The 18,097-nt window shown below is 58.8% G+C and carries 19 protein-coding genes; 6 read left to right on the forward strand and 13 right to left on the reverse strand.

Annotated features, from left to right (window positions below):
- The first annotated feature begins 24 nt into the window (after window positions 1–24).
- Window positions 25–1,026, forward strand: coding sequence for an LLM class flavin-dependent oxidoreductase (locus tag F475_RS03605; RefSeq protein WP_111453140.1), 1,002 nt, complete (start codon window positions 25–27; stop codon window positions 1,024–1,026).
- A gap of 62 nt (window positions 1,027–1,088) precedes the next feature.
- Here F475_RS03605 and F475_RS03610 read toward each other — a convergent pair whose 3' ends face one another.
- Both F475_RS03610 and F475_RS03615 read right to left on the reverse strand, forming a co-directional pair.
- Entirely contained in the window at window positions 1,089–1,313 is a 225-nt protein-coding gene (locus tag F475_RS03610; protein WP_018927241.1) for a DUF1161 domain-containing protein, read from the reverse strand.
- Between the two features lie 126 nt (window positions 1,314–1,439).
- Entirely contained in the window at window positions 1,440–1,655 is a 216-nt protein-coding gene (locus F475_RS03615; RefSeq protein ID WP_018927240.1) for a dodecin, read from the reverse strand.
- Between the two features lie 156 nt (window positions 1,656–1,811).
- On the opposite strand from F475_RS03615, the gene F475_RS03620 reads away from it, so the two are divergent.
- Window positions 1,812–2,138, forward strand: a complete 327-nt coding sequence (locus F475_RS03620) for a YqjD family protein (protein WP_064615705.1) — start codon at window positions 1,812–1,814, stop codon at window positions 2,136–2,138.
- Here the strand turns inward: F475_RS03620 and F475_RS03625 are convergent.
- Window positions 2,135–3,028 carry a LysR family transcriptional regulator gene (locus F475_RS03625; RefSeq protein ID WP_018927238.1) on the reverse strand — a complete coding sequence of 298 codons (894 nt, stop codon included), beginning with the start codon at window positions 3,026–3,028 and terminating at the stop codon, window positions 2,135–2,137. The genes F475_RS03620 and F475_RS03625 overlap by 4 nt on opposite strands.
- A 112-nt stretch (window positions 3,029–3,140) precedes the next feature.
- Here F475_RS03625 and trpB point away from each other — a divergent pair, with 112 nt between their 5' ends.
- The gene (gene trpB, locus F475_RS03630) at window positions 3,141–4,376 is read left to right on the forward strand and encodes a tryptophan synthase subunit beta (RefSeq protein ID WP_018927237.1); all 1,236 of its coding nucleotides are present in this window, start codon (window positions 3,141–3,143) and stop codon (window positions 4,374–4,376) included.
- Window positions 4,376–5,188 (forward strand): tryptophan synthase subunit alpha, encoded by an 813-nt coding sequence (gene trpA, locus F475_RS03635; protein ID WP_018927236.1) that lies wholly within the window; start codon window positions 4,376–4,378, stop codon window positions 5,186–5,188. Before trpB ends, trpA begins: the two co-directional genes overlap by 1 nt.
- Window positions 5,189–5,275: 87 nt before the next feature.
- On the opposite strand, the gene F475_RS03640 is transcribed toward trpA, so the two are convergent.
- The 10 genes from F475_RS03640 to F475_RS03685 form a co-directional block, all read right to left on the reverse strand.
- Window positions 5,276–7,237, reverse strand: a complete 1,962-nt coding sequence (locus F475_RS03640) for a DUF4105 domain-containing protein (protein WP_064615709.1) — start codon at window positions 7,235–7,237, stop codon at window positions 5,276–5,278.
- A complete protein-coding gene (locus F475_RS03645; RefSeq protein ID WP_111453141.1) occupies window positions 7,234–7,554 on the reverse strand; it encodes a DUF2388 domain-containing protein in 321 nt (106 codons plus the stop codon). The genes F475_RS03640 and F475_RS03645 overlap by 4 nt, the downstream gene beginning before the upstream one ends.
- Before the next feature lie 27 nt (window positions 7,555–7,581).
- Entirely contained in the window at window positions 7,582–7,899 is a 318-nt protein-coding gene (locus tag F475_RS03650; protein ID WP_018927233.1) for a DUF2388 domain-containing protein, read from the reverse strand.
- A gap of 107 nt (window positions 7,900–8,006) precedes the next feature.
- The gene (locus F475_RS03655; protein ID WP_064615713.1) at window positions 8,007–8,324 is read right to left on the reverse strand and encodes a DUF2388 domain-containing protein; all 318 of its coding nucleotides are present in this window, start codon (window positions 8,322–8,324) and stop codon (window positions 8,007–8,009) included.
- A gap of 340 nt (window positions 8,325–8,664) precedes the next feature.
- Window positions 8,665–8,880: a DUF1127 domain-containing protein gene (locus F475_RS03660; RefSeq protein ID WP_018927231.1), complete on the reverse strand. Its 216-nt coding sequence runs from the start codon at window positions 8,878–8,880 to the stop codon at window positions 8,665–8,667.
- 325 nt (window positions 8,881–9,205) lie between these two features.
- A complete protein-coding gene (locus F475_RS03665; protein WP_064615715.1) occupies window positions 9,206–10,699 on the reverse strand; it encodes an acetyl-CoA hydrolase/transferase family protein in 1,494 nt (497 codons plus the stop codon).
- A 188-nt stretch (window positions 10,700–10,887) separates the two neighbouring features.
- Window positions 10,888–12,336, reverse strand: a complete 1,449-nt coding sequence (locus F475_RS03670) for an NAD(P)(+) transhydrogenase (Re/Si-specific) subunit beta (RefSeq protein WP_018927229.1) — start codon at window positions 12,334–12,336, stop codon at window positions 10,888–10,890.
- Window positions 12,336–12,659 carry an NAD(P) transhydrogenase subunit alpha gene (locus F475_RS03675; RefSeq protein WP_003187010.1) on the reverse strand — a complete coding sequence of 108 codons (324 nt, stop codon included), beginning with the start codon at window positions 12,657–12,659 and terminating at the stop codon, window positions 12,336–12,338. The genes F475_RS03670 and F475_RS03675 overlap by 1 nt, the downstream gene beginning before the upstream one ends.
- A 15-nt stretch (window positions 12,660–12,674) precedes the next feature.
- Complete coding sequence (locus F475_RS03680; protein WP_018927228.1) at window positions 12,675–13,796, reverse strand: Re/Si-specific NAD(P)(+) transhydrogenase subunit alpha; 1,122 nt, start codon at window positions 13,794–13,796, stop codon at window positions 12,675–12,677.
- Between the two features lie 434 nt (window positions 13,797–14,230).
- On the reverse strand, window positions 14,231–15,130 hold the full coding sequence (locus F475_RS03685; protein WP_018927227.1) for a LysR family transcriptional regulator: 900 nt from the start codon (window positions 15,128–15,130) through the stop codon (window positions 14,231–14,233).
- Window positions 15,131–15,287: 157 nt separating this feature from the next.
- Between F475_RS03685 and F475_RS03690 the strand changes: the two genes are divergently transcribed.
- Window positions 15,288–16,469 carry an acyl-CoA dehydrogenase gene (locus F475_RS03690; RefSeq protein WP_018927226.1) on the forward strand — a complete coding sequence of 394 codons (1,182 nt, stop codon included), beginning with the start codon at window positions 15,288–15,290 and terminating at the stop codon, window positions 16,467–16,469.
- A 13-nt stretch (window positions 16,470–16,482) separates the two neighbouring features.
- A complete protein-coding gene (locus tag F475_RS03695) occupies window positions 16,483–17,703 on the forward strand; it encodes a CaiB/BaiF CoA-transferase family protein (RefSeq protein WP_111453142.1) in 1,221 nt (406 codons plus the stop codon).
- The last annotated feature ends 394 nt before the right edge of the window (window positions 17,704–18,097 follow it).

An 18,097-nucleotide genomic window follows, 5' to 3' on the forward strand; every position in this document is an offset into this window, starting at 1 on the left:
CTTACCCATTGGAGAAGCAGGTTTATGAAACGACTGTCTGAGATCAAGTTTTCGACCCTCGATCTGGTGCCCGTGCGCGAGAACGGCAGTGCGGCCCAGTCTCTGCGCAATTCCCTGGACCTGGCGCAGCACGTCGAAAAATTCGGCTATAACCGCTTTTGGGTCGCCGAACACCACAACATGGACGGGATTGCCAGTTCGGCGACCTCGGTCCTGCTGGGCTATCTGGCCGGTGGCACTTCGACCATTCGTGTCGGCTCGGGGGGCGTGATGTTGCCCAACCATGCGCCGCTGGTGATCGCCGAGCAGTTCGGCACCCTTGAAAGCCTGTATCCAGGCCGGATCGACCTGGGCCTGGGGCGCGCGCCCGGCTCCGATCAAATGACCGCCCGCGCCTTGCGTCGTGAACGCTCCGGCAGCGCCGACGACTTCCCGGAAGACGTGGCCGAGTTGATGCGCTACCTCGGCCCACGCACGCCGGATCAGCGGATCATTGCCATGCCAGGTACCGGCACCAATGTCCCGGTCTGGTTGTTGGGTTCGAGCCTGTTCAGTGCGCAGCTGGCCGGTGAGCGCGGATTGCCCTACGCCTTCGCTTCACATTTCGCACCGCGCTTCATGCATGAAGCGATTCGCGTCTACCGCAACCACTTCAAGCCATCAGCGGTGTTGGATAAGCCTTACGTGATGCTCGGTGTGCCGCTGGTGGCGGCAGACACCGACGAGCGGGCCGATTACCTGGCCACTTCGGTGTACCAGCGGATTCTTGCGTTGATGCGTGGCCAGAGCCTGGTGCAACGCCCACCCGTGAAGACCATGGACGGCCTGTGGCTGCCCCATGAGAAAGAAGCGGTCGGTGATTTCCTGGGGCTGGCGATGGTCGGCAGCCCGCAGAAAATCCGCGCCAAGCTTGAGGTGCTGATCGAACAGACCCAGGCGGATGAACTGATTTTCACCTGTGACCTGTATGAACATGCCGATCGCGTGCACTCCTATGAACTGTTGGCGCAGGTCATGAAGGGCTGACACTTAAACGGCATCCACAAAAAGCCGACGCCATGGCGTCGGCTTTTCGTTATTGAGGGAAGTCAGCCCTGTTTGTAAACGATTACCTTGGAGCCCTTCTCGCATTTCCCGACGACTTTTCCACCGGCAGCAGTGCCTTTGTCGACGATCTCCAGCGTGTAATTGGAAACACCCTTGGCGTCCAGTTTTGCAGCAATTTCGGCTTTCAGCTCTTCACACGACTTGACCTGGGCAAAGGCTGTTCCCGCAAGGCTCAACAAACCTACCGCCAGAATAAACTTCTTCATGGGTTGCACTCCTTGGTCGGATCAATAGAGGGAGGGCATCCAGCTACCGGATGCGCTCATTCTGTAGCGCTTTGCTGTTTCCTATGGCATTCAGTCGTCGCGCAAGTTCAGACGGCTGGCTCAAACTCAGCTGCTGGCAATCCGGAACCCGACTTTGAGTGTCACCTGGAAGTGTGCAGCTTTGCCGTCTTTGATATGCCCGCGAGTTTCGGTCACTTCAAACCATTCCATGTACTTGAGGCTTTTGTTGGCTTCGGCCAAGGCATTGTTGATGGCGTCTTCAATGCTGCTGGTGGACGAGCCAACCAGTTCGACTTTCTTGTAGGTGTGATGGTCAGACATGGCGTTCTCCTTGAGGTGTGAAATACAGCCTAGCAGTGATTTTTCTTATTTCTTCTGTCGACCAATCCGTAGTGACGTTCAGATTTACTGCACTTTCTCGAACCCCTGAAGTCCCAACCAACACACGTCACTCATCAACAATGCAGGAGAGCCATCATGGCCAACACGTCGTTACGCAACGCCTCATTGCAAAGCATGGAAGCCGAGATCGAGAGTCTGTTGAAATCGTTGGAAAGCTTGAAGGACGACGCCTCGGACGAGTCGCGTAAAACTATCAAGACGTTGAAAAGCAACGCCGAGAACGCGCTGAAACACTCACGCCATCTGCTCACCGATGCTTATGAAGAGGTTAAGGTCAAAACCCGTGAAACCGGGATCGCGACTCGTGACTACGCCCAGGAGCACCCTTGGACTACAGCCGGTGTTGCCGTTGGTGCGCTGGGATTGCTTGCGGCCTATTTATTGTTCAAGCGCGGTCATTAAGGTGTCTGGCGCAGTTCGTTTTTAAGCCACTGCGCCAACTGCCGAGCGCGCCCGTCCGCGGCGCGCTTGGGGAGCCACAACGCCAGTTGCGCCGGGGTTTCACGGAAGCCCCATGGCGCAACCAGGCGACCGGCCTTCACGTCTTCGGCCACCAGCGGCTCGGGCGCGATGGCCACGCCCAGCCCGGCCACTGCCGCTTCCAGTAAGTAATACAAATGCTCGAAGCCCTGACCGTACTTCAGCGCCTTGTCATCGAGGCCGCTTTGCTGTGCCCATATCGGCCAGGCTTGCGGACGTGAGGTGGTGTGCAGCAAGGGTTCGCTCAACAGTGTGCTTGCCGGTGCATTTCGTAGCCTTTCGTAGCCGGCAAATCGCGGGCTCATGACCGGGCCGATGCGTTCGCTCACCAACTCGTAGACCTGCATATCCGCCGGCCACGGCGGCTCGGCAAACACCAGCAGGGCATCCAGACCGGGCCGTCGTGGATCGAGATCGCCTTCGCCAGCCGACAGGTGCAAGCGCAGATCCGGCAGGTCCGCATTCAGGCGCCCCAAACGCGGAATGAACCAGCGCGCCAAAAGACTGCCCGAGCAGCCGAGCACGAACGGCGCATCGGCGGTGCTTTGGGTCAGCTCGGCGCAAACGCTGCGCAAACGCTCGAAGGCTTCGCCGCTGGCATCGCGCAATCGAACGCCGGCATCTGTGAGTTTAAGGCCGCGTCCATCCTTGATGAACAGGCTCACGCCGAGGTGTTCCTCCAGTACCTTGAGTTGCCGGCTGACCGCGCCATGGGTGACGTGCAGCTGTTCGGCAGCCTGACTGACGCTGTTCAGGCGGGCAGTGGCTTCGAAGGCGCGAAGCGCGTTCAGCGGGGGGAGGTCATGGCTCATGGGATCTGTGAGTTTTCCTGACAGGTTGCGGCGATCTTATCGGTTTTCAGCGTGGGATGTCAGGGGTAGAGTGAACCCCATCGTCACCTCTCGAATACAACTGGAGCGACCCATGACCCAGACTAATCTGCGCAACGGCCCCGACGCCAACGGCCTGTTTGGCGCGTTCGGTGGCCGTTACGTCGCCGAAACCCTGATGCCGTTGATCCTCGATCTGGCCCGTGAATACGAAGCAGCCAAGGAAGATCCGGCATTCAAAGAAGAATTGGCCTACTTTCAGCGTGATTACGTCGGACGTCCAAGCCCACTGTATTTCGCCGAACGCCTGACTGAGTTCTGCGGTGGCGCGAAAATTTACCTCAAGCGCGAAGAGCTGAACCACACCGGCGCGCACAAGATCAACAACTGCATCGGCCAGATCCTGCTGGCGCGGCGCATGGGCAAGAAACGCATCATCGCCGAGACCGGCGCCGGCATGCACGGCGTGGCGACCGCCACCGTGGCCGCGCGTTTCGGCCTCGAATGCGTGATCTACATGGGTACCACTGACATCGAACGTCAGCAAGCCAACGTGTTTCGCATGAAGCTGCTGGGCGCCGAAGTGATCCCGGTAGTCGCGGGCACCGGCACCCTCAAAGACGCAATGAACGAAGCCCTGCGTGACTGGGTGACCAACGTCGACAGCACCTTCTACCTGATCGGCACCGTGGCCGGTCCGCACCCGTACCCGGCCATGGTTCGCGACTTCCAGGCCGTCATCGGCAAGGAAACCCGCGAGCAGTTGCAAGCCCAGGAAGGTCGTCTGCCAGACAGCCTGGTGGCGTGCATCGGCGGTGGTTCCAATGCAATGGGCCTGTTCCACCCGTTCCTCGATGATAAGAGCGTCGAGATCATCGGCGTCGAAGCGGCCGGTTACGGCATCGAAACCGGCAAGCACGCGGCCAGCCTGAACGGTGGCGTACCAGGCGTGCTGCACGGTAACCGTACGTTCCTGTTGCAGGACGATGATGGCCAGATCATTGACGCGCACTCGATTTCAGCCGGTCTCGACTATCCAGGCATCGGCCCGGAACACGCCTGGTTGCATGACATCGGCCGCGTCCAGTACACCTCGGTGACCGACGACGAAGCCCTCGACGCATTCCATAAGTGCTGCCGCCTGGAAGGGATTATTCCTGCACTGGAAAGCGCCCATGCCCTGGCCGAAGTGTTCAAGCGCGCACCGACCCTGCCGAAAGATCACCTGATGGTGGTCAACCTGTCCGGCCGTGGCGACAAAGACATGCAAACCGTGATGCACCACATGGAAAACTCTCAACAAGTGCAGTCCAAGCAGGAGAAACACTGATGAGCCGCCTGCAAACGCGTTTTGCCGAACTCAAGGAACAGAACCGCGCCGCCCTGGTGACCTTCGTGACCGCCGGCGATCCGAGCTATGACACGTCCCTGGCGATCCTCAAAGGCTTGCCCGGTGCCGGCGCCGACGTGATCGAGTTGGGCATGCCCTTCACTGATCCGATGGCCGATGGTCCGGCGATCCAGTTGGCCAACATTCGTGCCTTGGGCGCCAAGCAGAACCTGGCGAAAACCCTGCAAATGGTTCGCGAGTTCCGCAAAGGCAACAGCGAGACTCCGCTGGTGTTGATGGGTTACTTCAACCCGATTCACATGTACGGCGTGCCGCGTTTCATCGCTGAAGCCAAAGAAGCCGGTGTCGATGGCCTGATCGTGGTCGACATGCCGCCAGAACATAACGCTGAATTGTGCGACCCGGCACAGGCGGCGGGCCTGGACTTCATCCGTCTGACCACTCCGACGACTGACGATGGGCGTCTGCCGACCGTACTGAATGGCAGTTCCGGATTTGTTTACTACGTGTCGGTGGCGGGTGTGACCGGTGCGGGCGCGGCGACTCTGGAACATGTCGAAGAGGCCGTCACCCGTCTGCGTCGCCATACCGATCTGCCGATCAGCATCGGCTTCGGTATTCGCACACCGGAACAGGCAGCGGCAATCGCGCGTCTGGCTGATGGTGTGGTGGTGGGGTCGGCGCTGATTGATCACATCGCCAACGCCTCGACCCCTGATCAGGCTGTGGAGGGCGTACTCAGCCTGTGCGCGGCCTTGTCCGACGGCGTGCGTAAAGCGCGGGTCAGCTGAAAGTAAGAGAGGAATTAGTGCCTCGCGGCACAGCACATACAGCAAGACCGAGGGCTTCAGGACTATGTTCTGAAGCCCTTTTTGCTTTCAGGGCAACTCCAACCCACCCGCAGCCTTGTGCAACTTCCTCAAATGTTCGCCAACCTGTTTCAGGTTCTCTTCGTTGGCGGCCATTTCAGCAGCGCGGCTTGGCTCGAGCAGCGCTCGCACTTCCTTGTCGAGGTCCCCGGTCAGCACTTGAAGCTGCTTCTGACGCAGATTGCTTTCCGACTCCAGGCGTGTCCACTCGTTCGGCTGCGGCAAACCATAGCCACCGGTGCCGAGCAGTTCGGCCGGACGGCTGAGGAAGCCACTGTTGGCGAGAATCTGCTTCAAGGTCGCGTTGGCCTTATCCATGCTGCCGTTGTTCAATTCCTGAGCGCCCAGATAGCGTTGCTTCACTTCGTCCTGGGCCAATACTAATTGTTGGCGGAAGCTCGCCTGCTCCAGTAACAGCAATGCCGCGCTGGTGCGCAGGTCCGCCTGGTCAATCCATTTGCGGCGCTCATCAGCTTTCAATGCCAGCCAGTCTTCGACCTTTTCCTGCTTGATCGGCAAATGCTTTTTCAACACCTCGAACATCGCTTGATAACGCTCGCGGAAGGAGTCGAAGCGATAGCCCAGGCGTAGCGCTTCGCGAGGGTCGTCGAGCACGCTGGTATCCGCCAGTCCGCGGCTCTTGAGTACTTCCAGCAAGCCGTTGGGCATGATGCTGTCGAGCCCTGTCAGCTGGGCATTATTGCTGCCGCTGCGCAGCAGTTTCAGGCTTTCCACGGCGCAGTTGTTGGACAGGAAGAAGTAATTGCCGTCGTAACTCCAGTGCATCTCGGCGGCGTGCTCCACCACGTCTTCGATCTCGCTGCGCGACAGGTTCAGCGGCACCGAGGCCAGGCTGCGCAGTTCGGTCTTGGTGTATTCGTCGATCACCTGGGCCAGCGGCAACACAAACAGGCGCGATGGGTATTTGCCCACCAGCCCATCCCAACTCGACAACTGTACGTCACCGACGAAGGCGCGGTAGGACAGCACCAGATGTTGATCCAGATCGAGGCGGCAATCCGGCCCGCGAGGCCGACCGGGCGCGCAGATCACCAGTCGCAGCATGCTGTGACCCCAGCGGCTGACCCAGTTCTGGTTGGCTTCTGCCAGCAGATAGTCGACGGCATACACCCGTTCCGGATCGACCTGGCCCAAGGGCTGTTTGGCGAAATCATTACCGGCATTGAGGAAGGCGAATGATCGGGCGCAGGTGTCTTTGGCGGCGGGCGCCCAGCCGAAGTGTTCTTTGTAGTAGCGATACAGCGCAGGGCGACGGCAGGCATAGCTTGGGTCGAGGAGGAAGTACTCCATGTTGACCGCGACGAACTCCTTCGGGCTGCTCGTCTCGTAGATGTCCGGGCTGCGGGCAATCTGCCGGTTGTGCTGTTCGCGCTCGCCGCGCCGACCGACGTATTGCGGCCAGCCGGCCAGATCGAGCAGGCGAGGGTCGTCGCTGAGGGTCCAGCGTCGGTCGGTCTGTCCGCGGCACTGATCCGGGATGCCGATCAGTCCGGAGCTGCTGTTACGTTGTGTGCAGCGCTGGATCAGTGTGCGCTCGGCGTCCGGCCACAGGCGTGCGCGGTCGTAGATGTGGGTGAGCTCGTGCAACACCGTGGCGAGCAGTTCCTGACGCACGGTGCCGTGGGGACGATAGGTTTTTTTGGTCGCGGCGCTGCCGTCGGTGAGGCTGGCGAGCAGGTTGCGATTCAGGTCGAGCTCGGACACCAGTGATGCCTGGCCATAGGCATTGCTCGGCATGTTGTCAGTCCAGCCGACATCGATGTGCCGGTCCAGCTGCTCGATGAAGCGTGGCGGTAACGCCTGCATGGCTTCATCGAGCAGCGCCTGACTGGCCTGCTGTTGCGCGGGGCTCAGGCCGTCGGTCTTGAGCCGCAATTGCAAGCCGGCCTGGGCCGTGCTGCCAAGCAGCAACACAACCCCGGCCAGCAGCCAGGCGCTTAGTGATTTCACAGTGCGAGGACGGCTTCGGCGAGAACCTGATCACTGGCGTCGCGGGCTTCCGGTACGCGGGTGCGCAAGGTATCGAAGGCCGCTTCCAGGTGTGCACCACGGATTTCACCCTCGCTGGCGACGAAACTGGCCGCATCGTCGTGGGCTTCACGGACGATCTTCGAATCGCGGATGGACGTGGTGGTATCGGAAGTGAAATCAAGCGTGCGCTGGGAGGCACGAATGATCATGTTGCTGGTGGCTACCAGGGTGTGGGCCTGGGCCACGTCGGCCAATAGCAGCAGGCCAAGGGTGGCAGCAATCAGCGGGCTACGCATGGAGTGACTCCGGAGAAACAAGGATAACTATTGGACGAGAATTGCCTGCGCCAGTTCAAGGTCGCTGGCATGAAGTTTTGGCTGGGTCCGGCGCAGGTAGATCAAGGCCGATTCCAGTTGTGCTCCTCGCAATTGGCCGTCACTGGCGATGAACGCTGCAGCGTCATCCCGGGCGGCGATCAGCATTTTATGGTCGAAGGGCGCGGAGGTCACCATGCTGGTGGCGTAACCACTGGCTACGGTGCCTTGTGTGGACAGGTTGAAAGCGTCGAAGGCATGGGCCGAACCCGACCAGCAGGCCGCGAGAAAAACCGGAGTGATCAACAGACTTGAAAGAAAACGCATGAGGCTCGATAGCTGAAAGCGAGCCCCAAGGCTAGCGCAATGCCCGGGCTAGAGCCAGCGTCGAAACATCGGGACACGACGGGCGTGTCCCGGTTCAGCGCAGTTGCCTAGATCGTCAGGATGGCCTGGGCCAGCTGTGCGTCGGTCGCATTCAGTTGTGGAGCCTGTTGGCGGATATGGTTGAGCGCGCTTTCCAGTTTCACGCCACGGATGGCACCTTCACTGGCAACGAAGCTGGCGGCATCATCACGGGCAGCACGGACGATTTTGTTGTCGCGAAAGGAGGACGAGACATCCGAAGTCGCGTCGGAGGAAGCCTTCAGGCCATTAACGATGGAGTCGGTGGTCACGATAAAACTGGAGGCGTGGGCATTGGCAGCCATGGCAAGCAGGGCTGCAGCGCTGAGCAGGCGAAGGGGGGACATGAGGTAGCTCCTTTGGATAGACCGATAGAGAGGTGGCAAAGGATCAGACGCCTATCGTCTTAAAGCGTTCGCCACGTTTTATACAGATATTAGGCCTGCGTACATCGGTTAGAACAGTCCCGCTTGTTCATGCAGGCGAGCGCAGACACCCTTAGAATAAACTGTACTGGTTGTTTTTATATATTTAAAAACTGTAACTGTCGGTAGTTTTCTCTTCTGTACGCCCCCAATATGAAGCCCTAAAACGACAAAACCCGTCGTGGTTTCCCACGACGGGTTCTGTTTGTTCAATTCGGGTTGCTGGCGGTGGACCCGGTGGGTCAGAGCCAGCGACGCTAACTTAGCGCCAGAACGGCTTGCTCAGCTCTTCGTAGCGTTGTGCTTCGCTAATCCCGGCGTCAGCCAGCAGACGCGAATCCAGGCGAGCCAGTTGATGGCGGCTGGAGATGCGGCGCTGCCACAGCATCAGGTTGGCGATAACGCGCAAAGGCAGGGAAGCCTGGGTTTTTGCAGCAGTGTCTTCGAAGAACAGTTCGGAACTGAGTGTACGTTCCATGGTTGACATCCTTCCGCTTATGGCGGGATTAGGTAGTGGTTTAACTTTGACTGATGCCAATGATCCTCTCGTTTGGCCAGTCTCTGTAGATACAGTTCACCTGTATTGTGAGAGACCAGTTAACTGTTAAACGGTGGTGTACTGGTCTAAATTGAGGCAACTGTACCTATCAGCACCATTATGGTGCATTTGTAGGGCTTGGGCTGGAAAAGGTAGGCAATTACGGTAGGAAAAGACCGGTACAGCAGTACAGTTTTTGATTGAAAGGAATGCTGCAACAGCGAGCTGACGAAACTGTGTTTGCGTCAGCTGCTATCTGTATCAATTACACCGCCAGCATGCGCCCGGTTTCTTCCAGGTTCATGTGCCAGCTCAGTGCGTCACGCAGGATATGCGGGGTATGCCCGCCGACCGCGCAAGCAGCAGTGAAGTAGTCATTCAGGGCTGGGCGATAGTCCGGGTGCACACAGTTGTCGATGATGACGCGGGCACGCTCACGCGGGGCCAGGCCTCGGAGGTCGGCCAGGCCGATCTCGGTCACGAGAATATCGACGTCATGTTCTGTGTGGTCGACGTGGCTGACCATGGGGACCACGCTGGAAATCGCCCCGCCCTTGGCGATCGACTTGGTGACAAAAATCGCCAGGTGCGCATTGCGCGCGAAGTCGCCCGAGCCGCCGATGCCATTCATCATCCGCGTGCCGCAGACGTGAGTGGAGTTGACGTTGCCGTACAGGTCGAACTCCAGCGCGGTGTTGATGCCGATGATGCCCAGGCGCCGCACCACTTCGGGGTGATTGGAGATTTCCTGGGGGCGCAGCACCAGCTTGTCCTTATAGTGCTCCAGATTCCCGAATACATCGGCATTGCGCCGGCTCGACAGGGTGATCGAACTGCCCGAAGCGAAGCTCAACTTGCCGGCGTCGATCAAATCGAAAGTCGAATCCTGCAGCACTTCGGAGTACATGGTCAGGTCTTCAAATGGCGAGTCGATCAAGCCGCACATCACCGAATTGGCGATGGTGCCGATTCCGGCTTGCAGTGGGCCGAGTTTGTTGGTCATGCGACCGGCAGCCACTTCTTGCTTGAAGAAGTCGATCAGGTGGTCGGCGATGGCCTGGGTGTCCACATCCGGCGGCAGCACAGTAGAGGGCGAGTCGGATTGATTAGTGATCACGATCGCGACGATTTTTTCCGGCGGTATCGGGATGGCAGTGCTGCCGATACGGTCATCGACCTTCACCAGTGGAATCGGCGTGCGGGTCGGCCGGTAGGTAGGGATATAGATGTCGTGCAAGCCTTCGAGATTCGGGTTGTGCGCCAGATTGATCTCGACGATCACGTGTTTGGCGAAAATCGCGAAGCTGGCCGAGTTGCCCACCGAGGTGGTCGGCACGATATGGCCCTGCTCGGTGATCGCCACGGCTTCGATCACCGCGATGTCCGGCAGCTTGAGTTGCTGGTTACGCAGCTGCTCTACGGTTTCCGACAGGTGCTGGTCGATGAACATGACTTCGCCGGCATTGATCGCCTTGCGCAGAGTGCTGTCCACCTGGAACGGCATGCGTCGCGACAGTACGCCGGCTTCAGTCAGCTGTTTGTCGAGGTCGTTGCCCAGGCTGGCGCCGGTCATCAAGCTTATTTTCAGCGGCGTGACCTTGGCGCGCTCGGCCAGTGCATGAGGCACGGCCTTGGCTTCGCCGGCTCGGGTAAAGCCGCTCATGCCGACGGTCATGCCGTCCTGAATCAGAGCGGCAGCGTCGGCGGCGCTCATTACCTTGTCCAACAATGAAGGCAAGCGAATACGGTCACGGTACATGATTGTTATCTCGGGCAGCGGAAGCAAGATGCGCAGTCTAGTGAATTCGAGCGGTGCCCGTCCCGCTACCAAGGTCGCATTCGAGGCGTCTATTCCGGTGCTTTCAAGCAAAACACCTTTGCAGGATCGGTAACAGACGCAAACAAAAACGCCCCGACGAGTCGGGGCGTTCAGGTTGCCGAAGGTTTTTACTCGACGGCTTTAACCATGTCTTCGATGACTTTCTTGGCGTCGCCGAAAACCATCATGGTCTTGTCCAGATAGAACAACTCGTTGTCCAGGCCGGCATAGCCGCTGGCCATCGAGCGCTTGTTGACGATGATGGTCTTGGCCTTGAACGCTTCGAGAATCGGCATGCCGGCAATCGGCGATTTCGGGTCGTTCTTGGCTGCCGGGTTCACCACGTCGTTGGCGCCGAGCACCAGCACCACGTCGGCCTGGCCGAACTCGGAGTTGATGTCTTCCATCTCGAACACCTGGTCGTAAGGCACTTCGGCCTCGGCCAGCAATACGTTCATGTGGCCAGGCATCCGGCCGGCAACCGGGTGAATCGCATACTTCACGGTTACGCCGCGGTGGCTCAGTTTCTCGGTCAGCTCTTTCAAGGCGTGCTGCGCCCGTGCTACCGCCAGGCCATAGCCTGGAACGATGATCACGGTGTCGGCGTTGGTCAGCAGGAAGGTGGCGTCATCAGCCGAACCGGATTTCACTGGACGGGCTTCTTTGGAGCCCGCCGGGCCAGCATCCGCGGTGTTGCCGAAGCCGCCGAGCAGTACGTTGAAGAACGAACGGTTCATCGCCTTGCACATGATGTACGAGAGGATCGCACCGCTTGAGCCCACCAGCGAGCCGGCAATGATCAGCATCGAGTTGTTCAGCGAGAAGCCGATACCCGCTGCCGCCCAGCCGGAGTAGCTGTTGAGCATCGACACCACGACGGGCATGTCGGCGCCGCCGATCGGGATGATGATCAGCACGCCCATCACGAAGGCCAGGATCAGCATCAGGGCAAAGGCGCTGAAGTTGCCGGTCAGCATGAACGTGACACCCAGTGCCAGCGTCGCCAGACCCAGCAGCAGGTTCAGTTTGTGCTGACCGCTGAACTGTACTGGTGCGCCCTGGAACAGGCGGAACTTGTACTTGCCCGACAGCTTGCCAAACGCGATCACCGAACCGGAGAAGGTGATTGCACCGATGGCCGCGCCGAGGAACAGCTCCAGACGGTTACCCGCCGGAATCGAATCGCCCAGATGTTTAACGATGCCCAACGACTGCGGCTCGACGACGGCTGCAATGGCGATGAACACCGCTGCCAGACCGATCATGCTGTGCATGAAGGCGACCAGCTCCGGCATTTTGGTCATTTCAACGCGCTTGGCCATGATCGAACCGGCGGTACCGCCGGCCAGCAGACCGACGATGACGTAGCCGATGCCGGCGGTAGCACCGCCTTGCTCAATGGAGAGCGCCGCCAGCTTATAGATGAGACCGATGGTGGTGAGGATCGCCAAGGCCATGCCGAGCATGCCGTACACGTTGCCGCGCCGCGACGTGGTCGGGTGCGACAGGCCTTTGAGGGCCTGGATGAAGCAGATCGACGCGATCAGGTACAGCGTCGTTACCAGGTTCATGCTCATTACTTGGGCGCCTCTTCTTTTACGGCTTTCGGGGCTTTTTTCTTGAACATCTCAAGCATGCGACGGGTGACCAGGAAACCACCGAACACGTTCACGGCCGCCAGAGCCACCGCCAGGGTGCCCATGGTTTTGCCCAATGGTGTTACGGTCAAAGCAGCCGCCAGCATCGCGCCGACGATCACAATCGCCGAAATGGCGTTGGTCACCGCCATCAATGGCGTGTGCAGTGCAGGTGTAACGTTCCAGACCACGTGATAACCGACATAAATCGCCAGCACGAAGATGATCAGGTTGTAGATACCGGGGGAGATAAGCTCTTCCATCGTCTGAATCCCTGCTTAGGCGTTTTTGCGGATGACTTGGCCGTCGCGGCACATCAGGCACGCGGCGACGATGTCGTCTTCTAGGTTCACTTCGAACTGGCCTTCCTTGTTGAAGACCAGCTTCAGGAAGTCCAGCAGGTTGCGTGCGTACAGCGCCGAAGCGTCTGCCGCCACCGCACCGGCCAGATTGGTCGGGCCGACAATGGTCACGCCATTCGAGACCACGACCTGGTCCGCCACGGTCAGCGGGCAGTTGCCGCCCTGCGCTGCGGCGAGGTCGACAACCACCGAGCCTGGCTTCATCTGCGCCACGGTTTCGGCGCTGAGCAGCGTCGGCGCCTTGCGACCCGGGATCAGTGCCGTGGTGATGACGATGTCAGCCTGCTTGGCGCGTTCGTGTACGGCCAGGGCCTGACGCTGCATCCAGCTGGCCGGCATGGGGCGCGCATAGCCGCCGACGCCGACGGCGCATTCGCGCTCTTCATCGGTTTCGTACGGCACGTCGACGAATTTCGCACCCAGGGATTCAATTTGCTCCTTCACCGCAGGACGCACATCGGACGCTTCGATCACGGCACCCAGACGTTTTGCCGTGGCAATCGCCTGCAAACCGGCCACACCGGCACCGAGAATCAGCACGCGCGCCGCTTTCACAGTGCCCGCGGCGGTCATCAACATCGGCATGAAGCGTGGGTAGTAGTGAGCGGCCAGCAGCACGGATTTATAGCCGGCGATGTTCGCTTGGGAGGACAGCACATCCAGGCTCTGGGCGCGGGAGGTGCGTGGCGCAGCTTCCAGCGCAAACGCGGTAATGCCGCATTCGGCCAGTTTGGCGATGGTTTCATTGCTGAACGGGTTGAGCATGCCGACCACTACGGTGCCGCTCTTGATCAGCGTCAGTTCGCTGTCGCTGGGGGCGACCACCTTGAGAATCAGCTCGGCACCAAACGCATCGTTGGCGCTGCCAATGGTTGCGCCTGCCGCTTCATAAGCACTGTCGACAACGCTGGCGTTAATGCCGGCGCCGCTTTGTACAGTGACCTTATGACCCTGGCCGATCAGCTTCTTGATGGTTTCCGGGGTTGCAGCAACCCGTGTTTCACCCGTCTGGGTTTCGAGAGGAACACCAATGTGCACGTCAAATCTCCTGCGTGATCTTATTGAGTAAACCCAGGCACTTCGGATGGTGCGGCTGGGGCGGCCGATCAGCACGACCCCACCAAATCAGGGCGGGGCGCGGCATTTTGCAGGCGAACTTTGTGCCCTTCAAGGGATTATGACGGGTGACGGAAAATTAACTACAAGTCACCCCGTGACCGAATGTCGCACCTTTCCGTTAAATCCCTTGCAGGCCGTGGCTTCTAAGGATTTTTGCCAAAATTCAAGAATTTACACATCCGCACGGTGAATAGGTTGTCATTGCCTGCCAATAGAGGCTCAAAGCCACGTACTCAAACGCTTGTGGGACGTTTGTGCTGTTTGTCGGTACAGTCTGTCAATATGCGACAAATACTTATATCTGTAGTGCTTTTGTTTTGCTGACTACGCGGTCAGCTAATGGCTATGAGCCTTTATCCTTCTAGGTTGTAGCTGTGTGCCTGATTCACCAGCCAATCGCGAAATGCCTTTAAAGAGGCTGATTCGACCTTTCGATCAGGAATCATCAGGTAGTAGGCCTTGATGCTCGATAGTGCTTGGGTATTGGCAATGACCAGACGCTTCTCTGCTAATTCGCGCTGAATCAGGAATGGCGGAATCAGCGCGATCCCCATGTCATGCATCGCTGCCTGGGCGAGCATGGAGAATAGCTCGTAACGCGGCCCTGTCATGTCTCGCGGGATATTCAGGTTCTGGGAGTTGAACCATTGGCGCCAGGCATAAGGGCGAGTGGTCTGTTGTAGCAAGGGCAGCTCGGCGATTTCACCGGGGCTCAGGTTGGTTTTTTGGCCCAGCAGCGTGGGGCTGCACACCGGCATCGGGTTCTCGCCCATTAACCTGTGGGATTCGGTACCTGGCCAGTCCGCGTCGCCGAAATAAATGGCGGCATCGAAGTCGGTGTCGGCAAACAGGAAGGGGCGCGTACGGTTGGTGAGGTTGACCGTCACCTCCGGGTGTTTGTGCTGGAAATCCTTGAGTCGTGGCAGCAGCCACTGAGTGCCGAAGGTCGGAACCACCGCCAGTTCGATCGAGTTGGCGCCTTGCTGGCCCATCACTGACAAGGTGTCCCGTTCAACCGCGTCGAGTTGGGTGGCCACCCTGCGGCTGTAGGAAAGCCCGGCTTCTGTCAGCTTCACTCCGCGCCGTGAGCGCCGGAACAGCTCGACATTGAGGAACTCCTCGAGGCTGGCGATCTGTCGGCAAATCGCTCCCTGAGTGAGAGAAAGCTCCTGGGCAGCCTTGGTAAAGCTCTCGTGGCGCGCTGCCGCTTCAAAGCTGATCAGGGCTGTTGTGCTGGGGATCTTCCTGCGCATGTACGTCAACCTCACTAATGCATTGCATAAAGGCGATTTTGCAACGTTTCGAAGTGAGAAATTAGCACAACAGTATGCGAAAACCTCGTTTGCCGGGACGACGAACCCGGCCTAGGATCAATCCACGTTATTTGACCCGATTCGAGAGGACTCACTCATGGGCGGTAAAGCTAGCTTCAACTGGATCGATCCCCTGTTGCTGGATCAACAGCTCACTGAAGAAGAACGCATGATTCGCGACACGGCCGAGCAGTTCGCTCAGCAGAAGCTCGCACCGCGTGTTCTCGAAGCTTTCCGTCACGAGAAGACTGACCCGGCGATCTTCCGTGAGATGGGTGAGGTGGGTCTGCTGGGTGCGACCATCCCTGAGCAATACGGTGGCAGCGGCCTGAACTATGTCAGCTACGGCCTGATTGCCCGTGAGGTCGAGCGTGTCGACTCCGGCTATCGCTCGATGATGAGTGTGCAGTCTTCGCTGGTCATGGTTCCGATCAATGAATTCGGCACCGAAGCACAGAAGCAGAAATACCTGCCGAAGCTGGCCACGGGTGAATGGATTGGTTGCTTCGGTCTGACCGAGCCCAACCACGGCTCCGACCCGGGCGCGATGATTACGCGTGCACGCAAAGTGGAAGGTGGCTACAGCCTCACCGGCAGCAAGATGTGGATCACCAACAGTCCGATCGCTGATGTATTCGTGGTTTGGGCCAAGGACGATGCGGGTGACATTCGTGGCTTTGTGCTCGAGAAGGGCTGGAAAGGTCTGAGCGCTCCGGCGATTCACGGCAAGGTCGGCTTGCGAGCATCCATCACCGGCGAGATCGTCATGGATAACGTGTTTGTTCCTGAAGAGAACATTTTCCCGGATGTCCGTGGTTTGAAGGGCCCTTTTACCTGCCTTAACTCGGCGCGTTACGGCATCTCCTGGGGGGCATTGGGCGCTGCCGAGTTCTGCTGGCACACCGCTCGCCAGTACACCCTGGATCGTCAGCAGTTTGGTCGTCCATTGGCGGCCACTCAGTTGATTCAGAAGAAGCTGGCCGACATGCAGACCGAAATCACTCTGGCGCTGCAAGGCTGCCTGCGTCTGGGGCGTATGAAAGATGAAGGTACTGCTGCGGTCGAGATCACTTCGATGATGAAGCGCAACTCCTGCGGCAAGTCCCTCGACATCGCCCGCATGGCGCGCGACATGCTGGGTGGCAACGGTATCTCCGATGAGTTCGGTGTGGCTCGCCACCTGGTCAACCTGGAAGTGGTGAATACCTATGAAGGTACGCATGACGTCCATGCGCTGATCCTCGGTCGCGCGCAGACCGGCCTCCAGGCGTTCTATTAATAGGAGAACGGCCATGGGCGCGCTTTCGCATCTACGGGTACTGGATTTGTCGCGGGTGCTCGCCGGGCCTTGGGCCGGGCAGATTCTTGCGGACCTTGGCGCTGACGTCATCAAGGTCGAGCGCCCGGGTAATGGCGATGACACGCGTGCCTGGGGGCCTCCGTTCCTTAAGGACGCTTATGGCGAGAACACCAGCGAAGCGGCCTATTACTTGTCCGCCAACCGCAACAAGCAATCGGTGACCATCGACTTCACGCGACCAGAGGGGCAGCGGCTGGTGCGTGAGTTGGCGGCGAAGTCGGATATCCTCATCGAGAACTTCAAGGTCGGTGGTCTTGCGGCATATGGGCTGGACTACGAGTCGCTAAAGGTGGCCAATCCGAAGCTGATCTATTGCTCGATCACCGGGTTCGGTCAGACCGGCCCGTATGCCAAGCGTGCGGGTTATGACTTCATGATCCAGGGCTTGGGCGGTCTGATGAGTTTGACCGGTCGCCCCGAAGGAGATGAAGGTGCAGGCCCGGTGAAAGTTGGCGTGGCGCTGACAGACATTCTGACTGGGCTCTATTCAACGGTAGCGATCCTGGCTGCGCTGGCTCATCGGGATCATGGTGGCGGCGGTCAGCACATTGATATGGCATTGCTGGACGTTCAGGTGGCGTGTCTGGCGAACCAGGCGATGAACTACCTGACTACGGGCATTGCGCCTAAGCGCCTGGGCAACGCCCATCCGAATATCGTGCCTTATCAGGACTTCCCTACAGCCGATGGCGACTTCATCCTTACCGTGGGTAATGATGGGCAGTTCCGCAAATTTGCGGAGGTGGCCGGGCAGCCGCAGTGGGCGGATGATCCGCGTTTTGCGACCAATAAGTTAAGGGTGGCAAATCGGGCGGTGCTGATCCCGCTGATCCGCCAGGCGACCGTGTTCAAGACCACTGCTGAATGGGTGACGCAGTTGGAGCAGGCAGGCGTGCCGTGTGGGCCGATCAATGATTTGGCCCAGGTGTTTGCCGACCCTCAGGTTCAGGCTCGAGGGTTGGCTATTGAGCTGCCTCATGCTTTGGCCGGGATCGTACCTCAAGTTGCGAGCCCGATACGCCTGTCCGAGACGCCAGTGGAGTACCGTAGCGCACCTCCTTTATTGGGTGAGCACACGCTGGAGGTTTTGCAGCGGGTATTGGGTCTGGATGCCGGTGCAGTCGCTGCTTTCAAAGAGGCGGGGGTGCTCTGAAGTCCTCTTCTATATAGAAGGAGTGGTTTTGCTCTCCTCTATAAGAAGGAAAACGGGCGGTTTTCCGGCTTTCTGCAAGCTATTGATAGAAAAGCCAAATTAGAGGTTGACGGCAGATTCTGGACGTCTATAATTCGCCCCACTTCCGGCGCAGTCGAAACGGAAAACTCCTTGGTAAACAACGAGTTACGCAGTTTTCGACAGCGGTTACGCTTCAGCTCATCGAAGCCAGAAGGAGTTGGTAGGGCATGATGTTGTCGCCTTATTGACGGTTCGATCTTCTCGGTCGAAAGCGGAGAAAAAGAGGTGTTGACAGCAGCGACTAACGCTGTAGAATTCGCCTCCCGCTAACGAGAGATCGGAAGCGCAAGTGGTTGAAGTTGCAAGGGAAACT

It is taken from the genome of Pseudomonas sp. URMO17WK12:I6, from assembly GCF_003253625.1.
Classification (GTDB): domain Bacteria; phylum Pseudomonadota; class Gammaproteobacteria; order Pseudomonadales; family Pseudomonadaceae; genus Aquipseudomonas.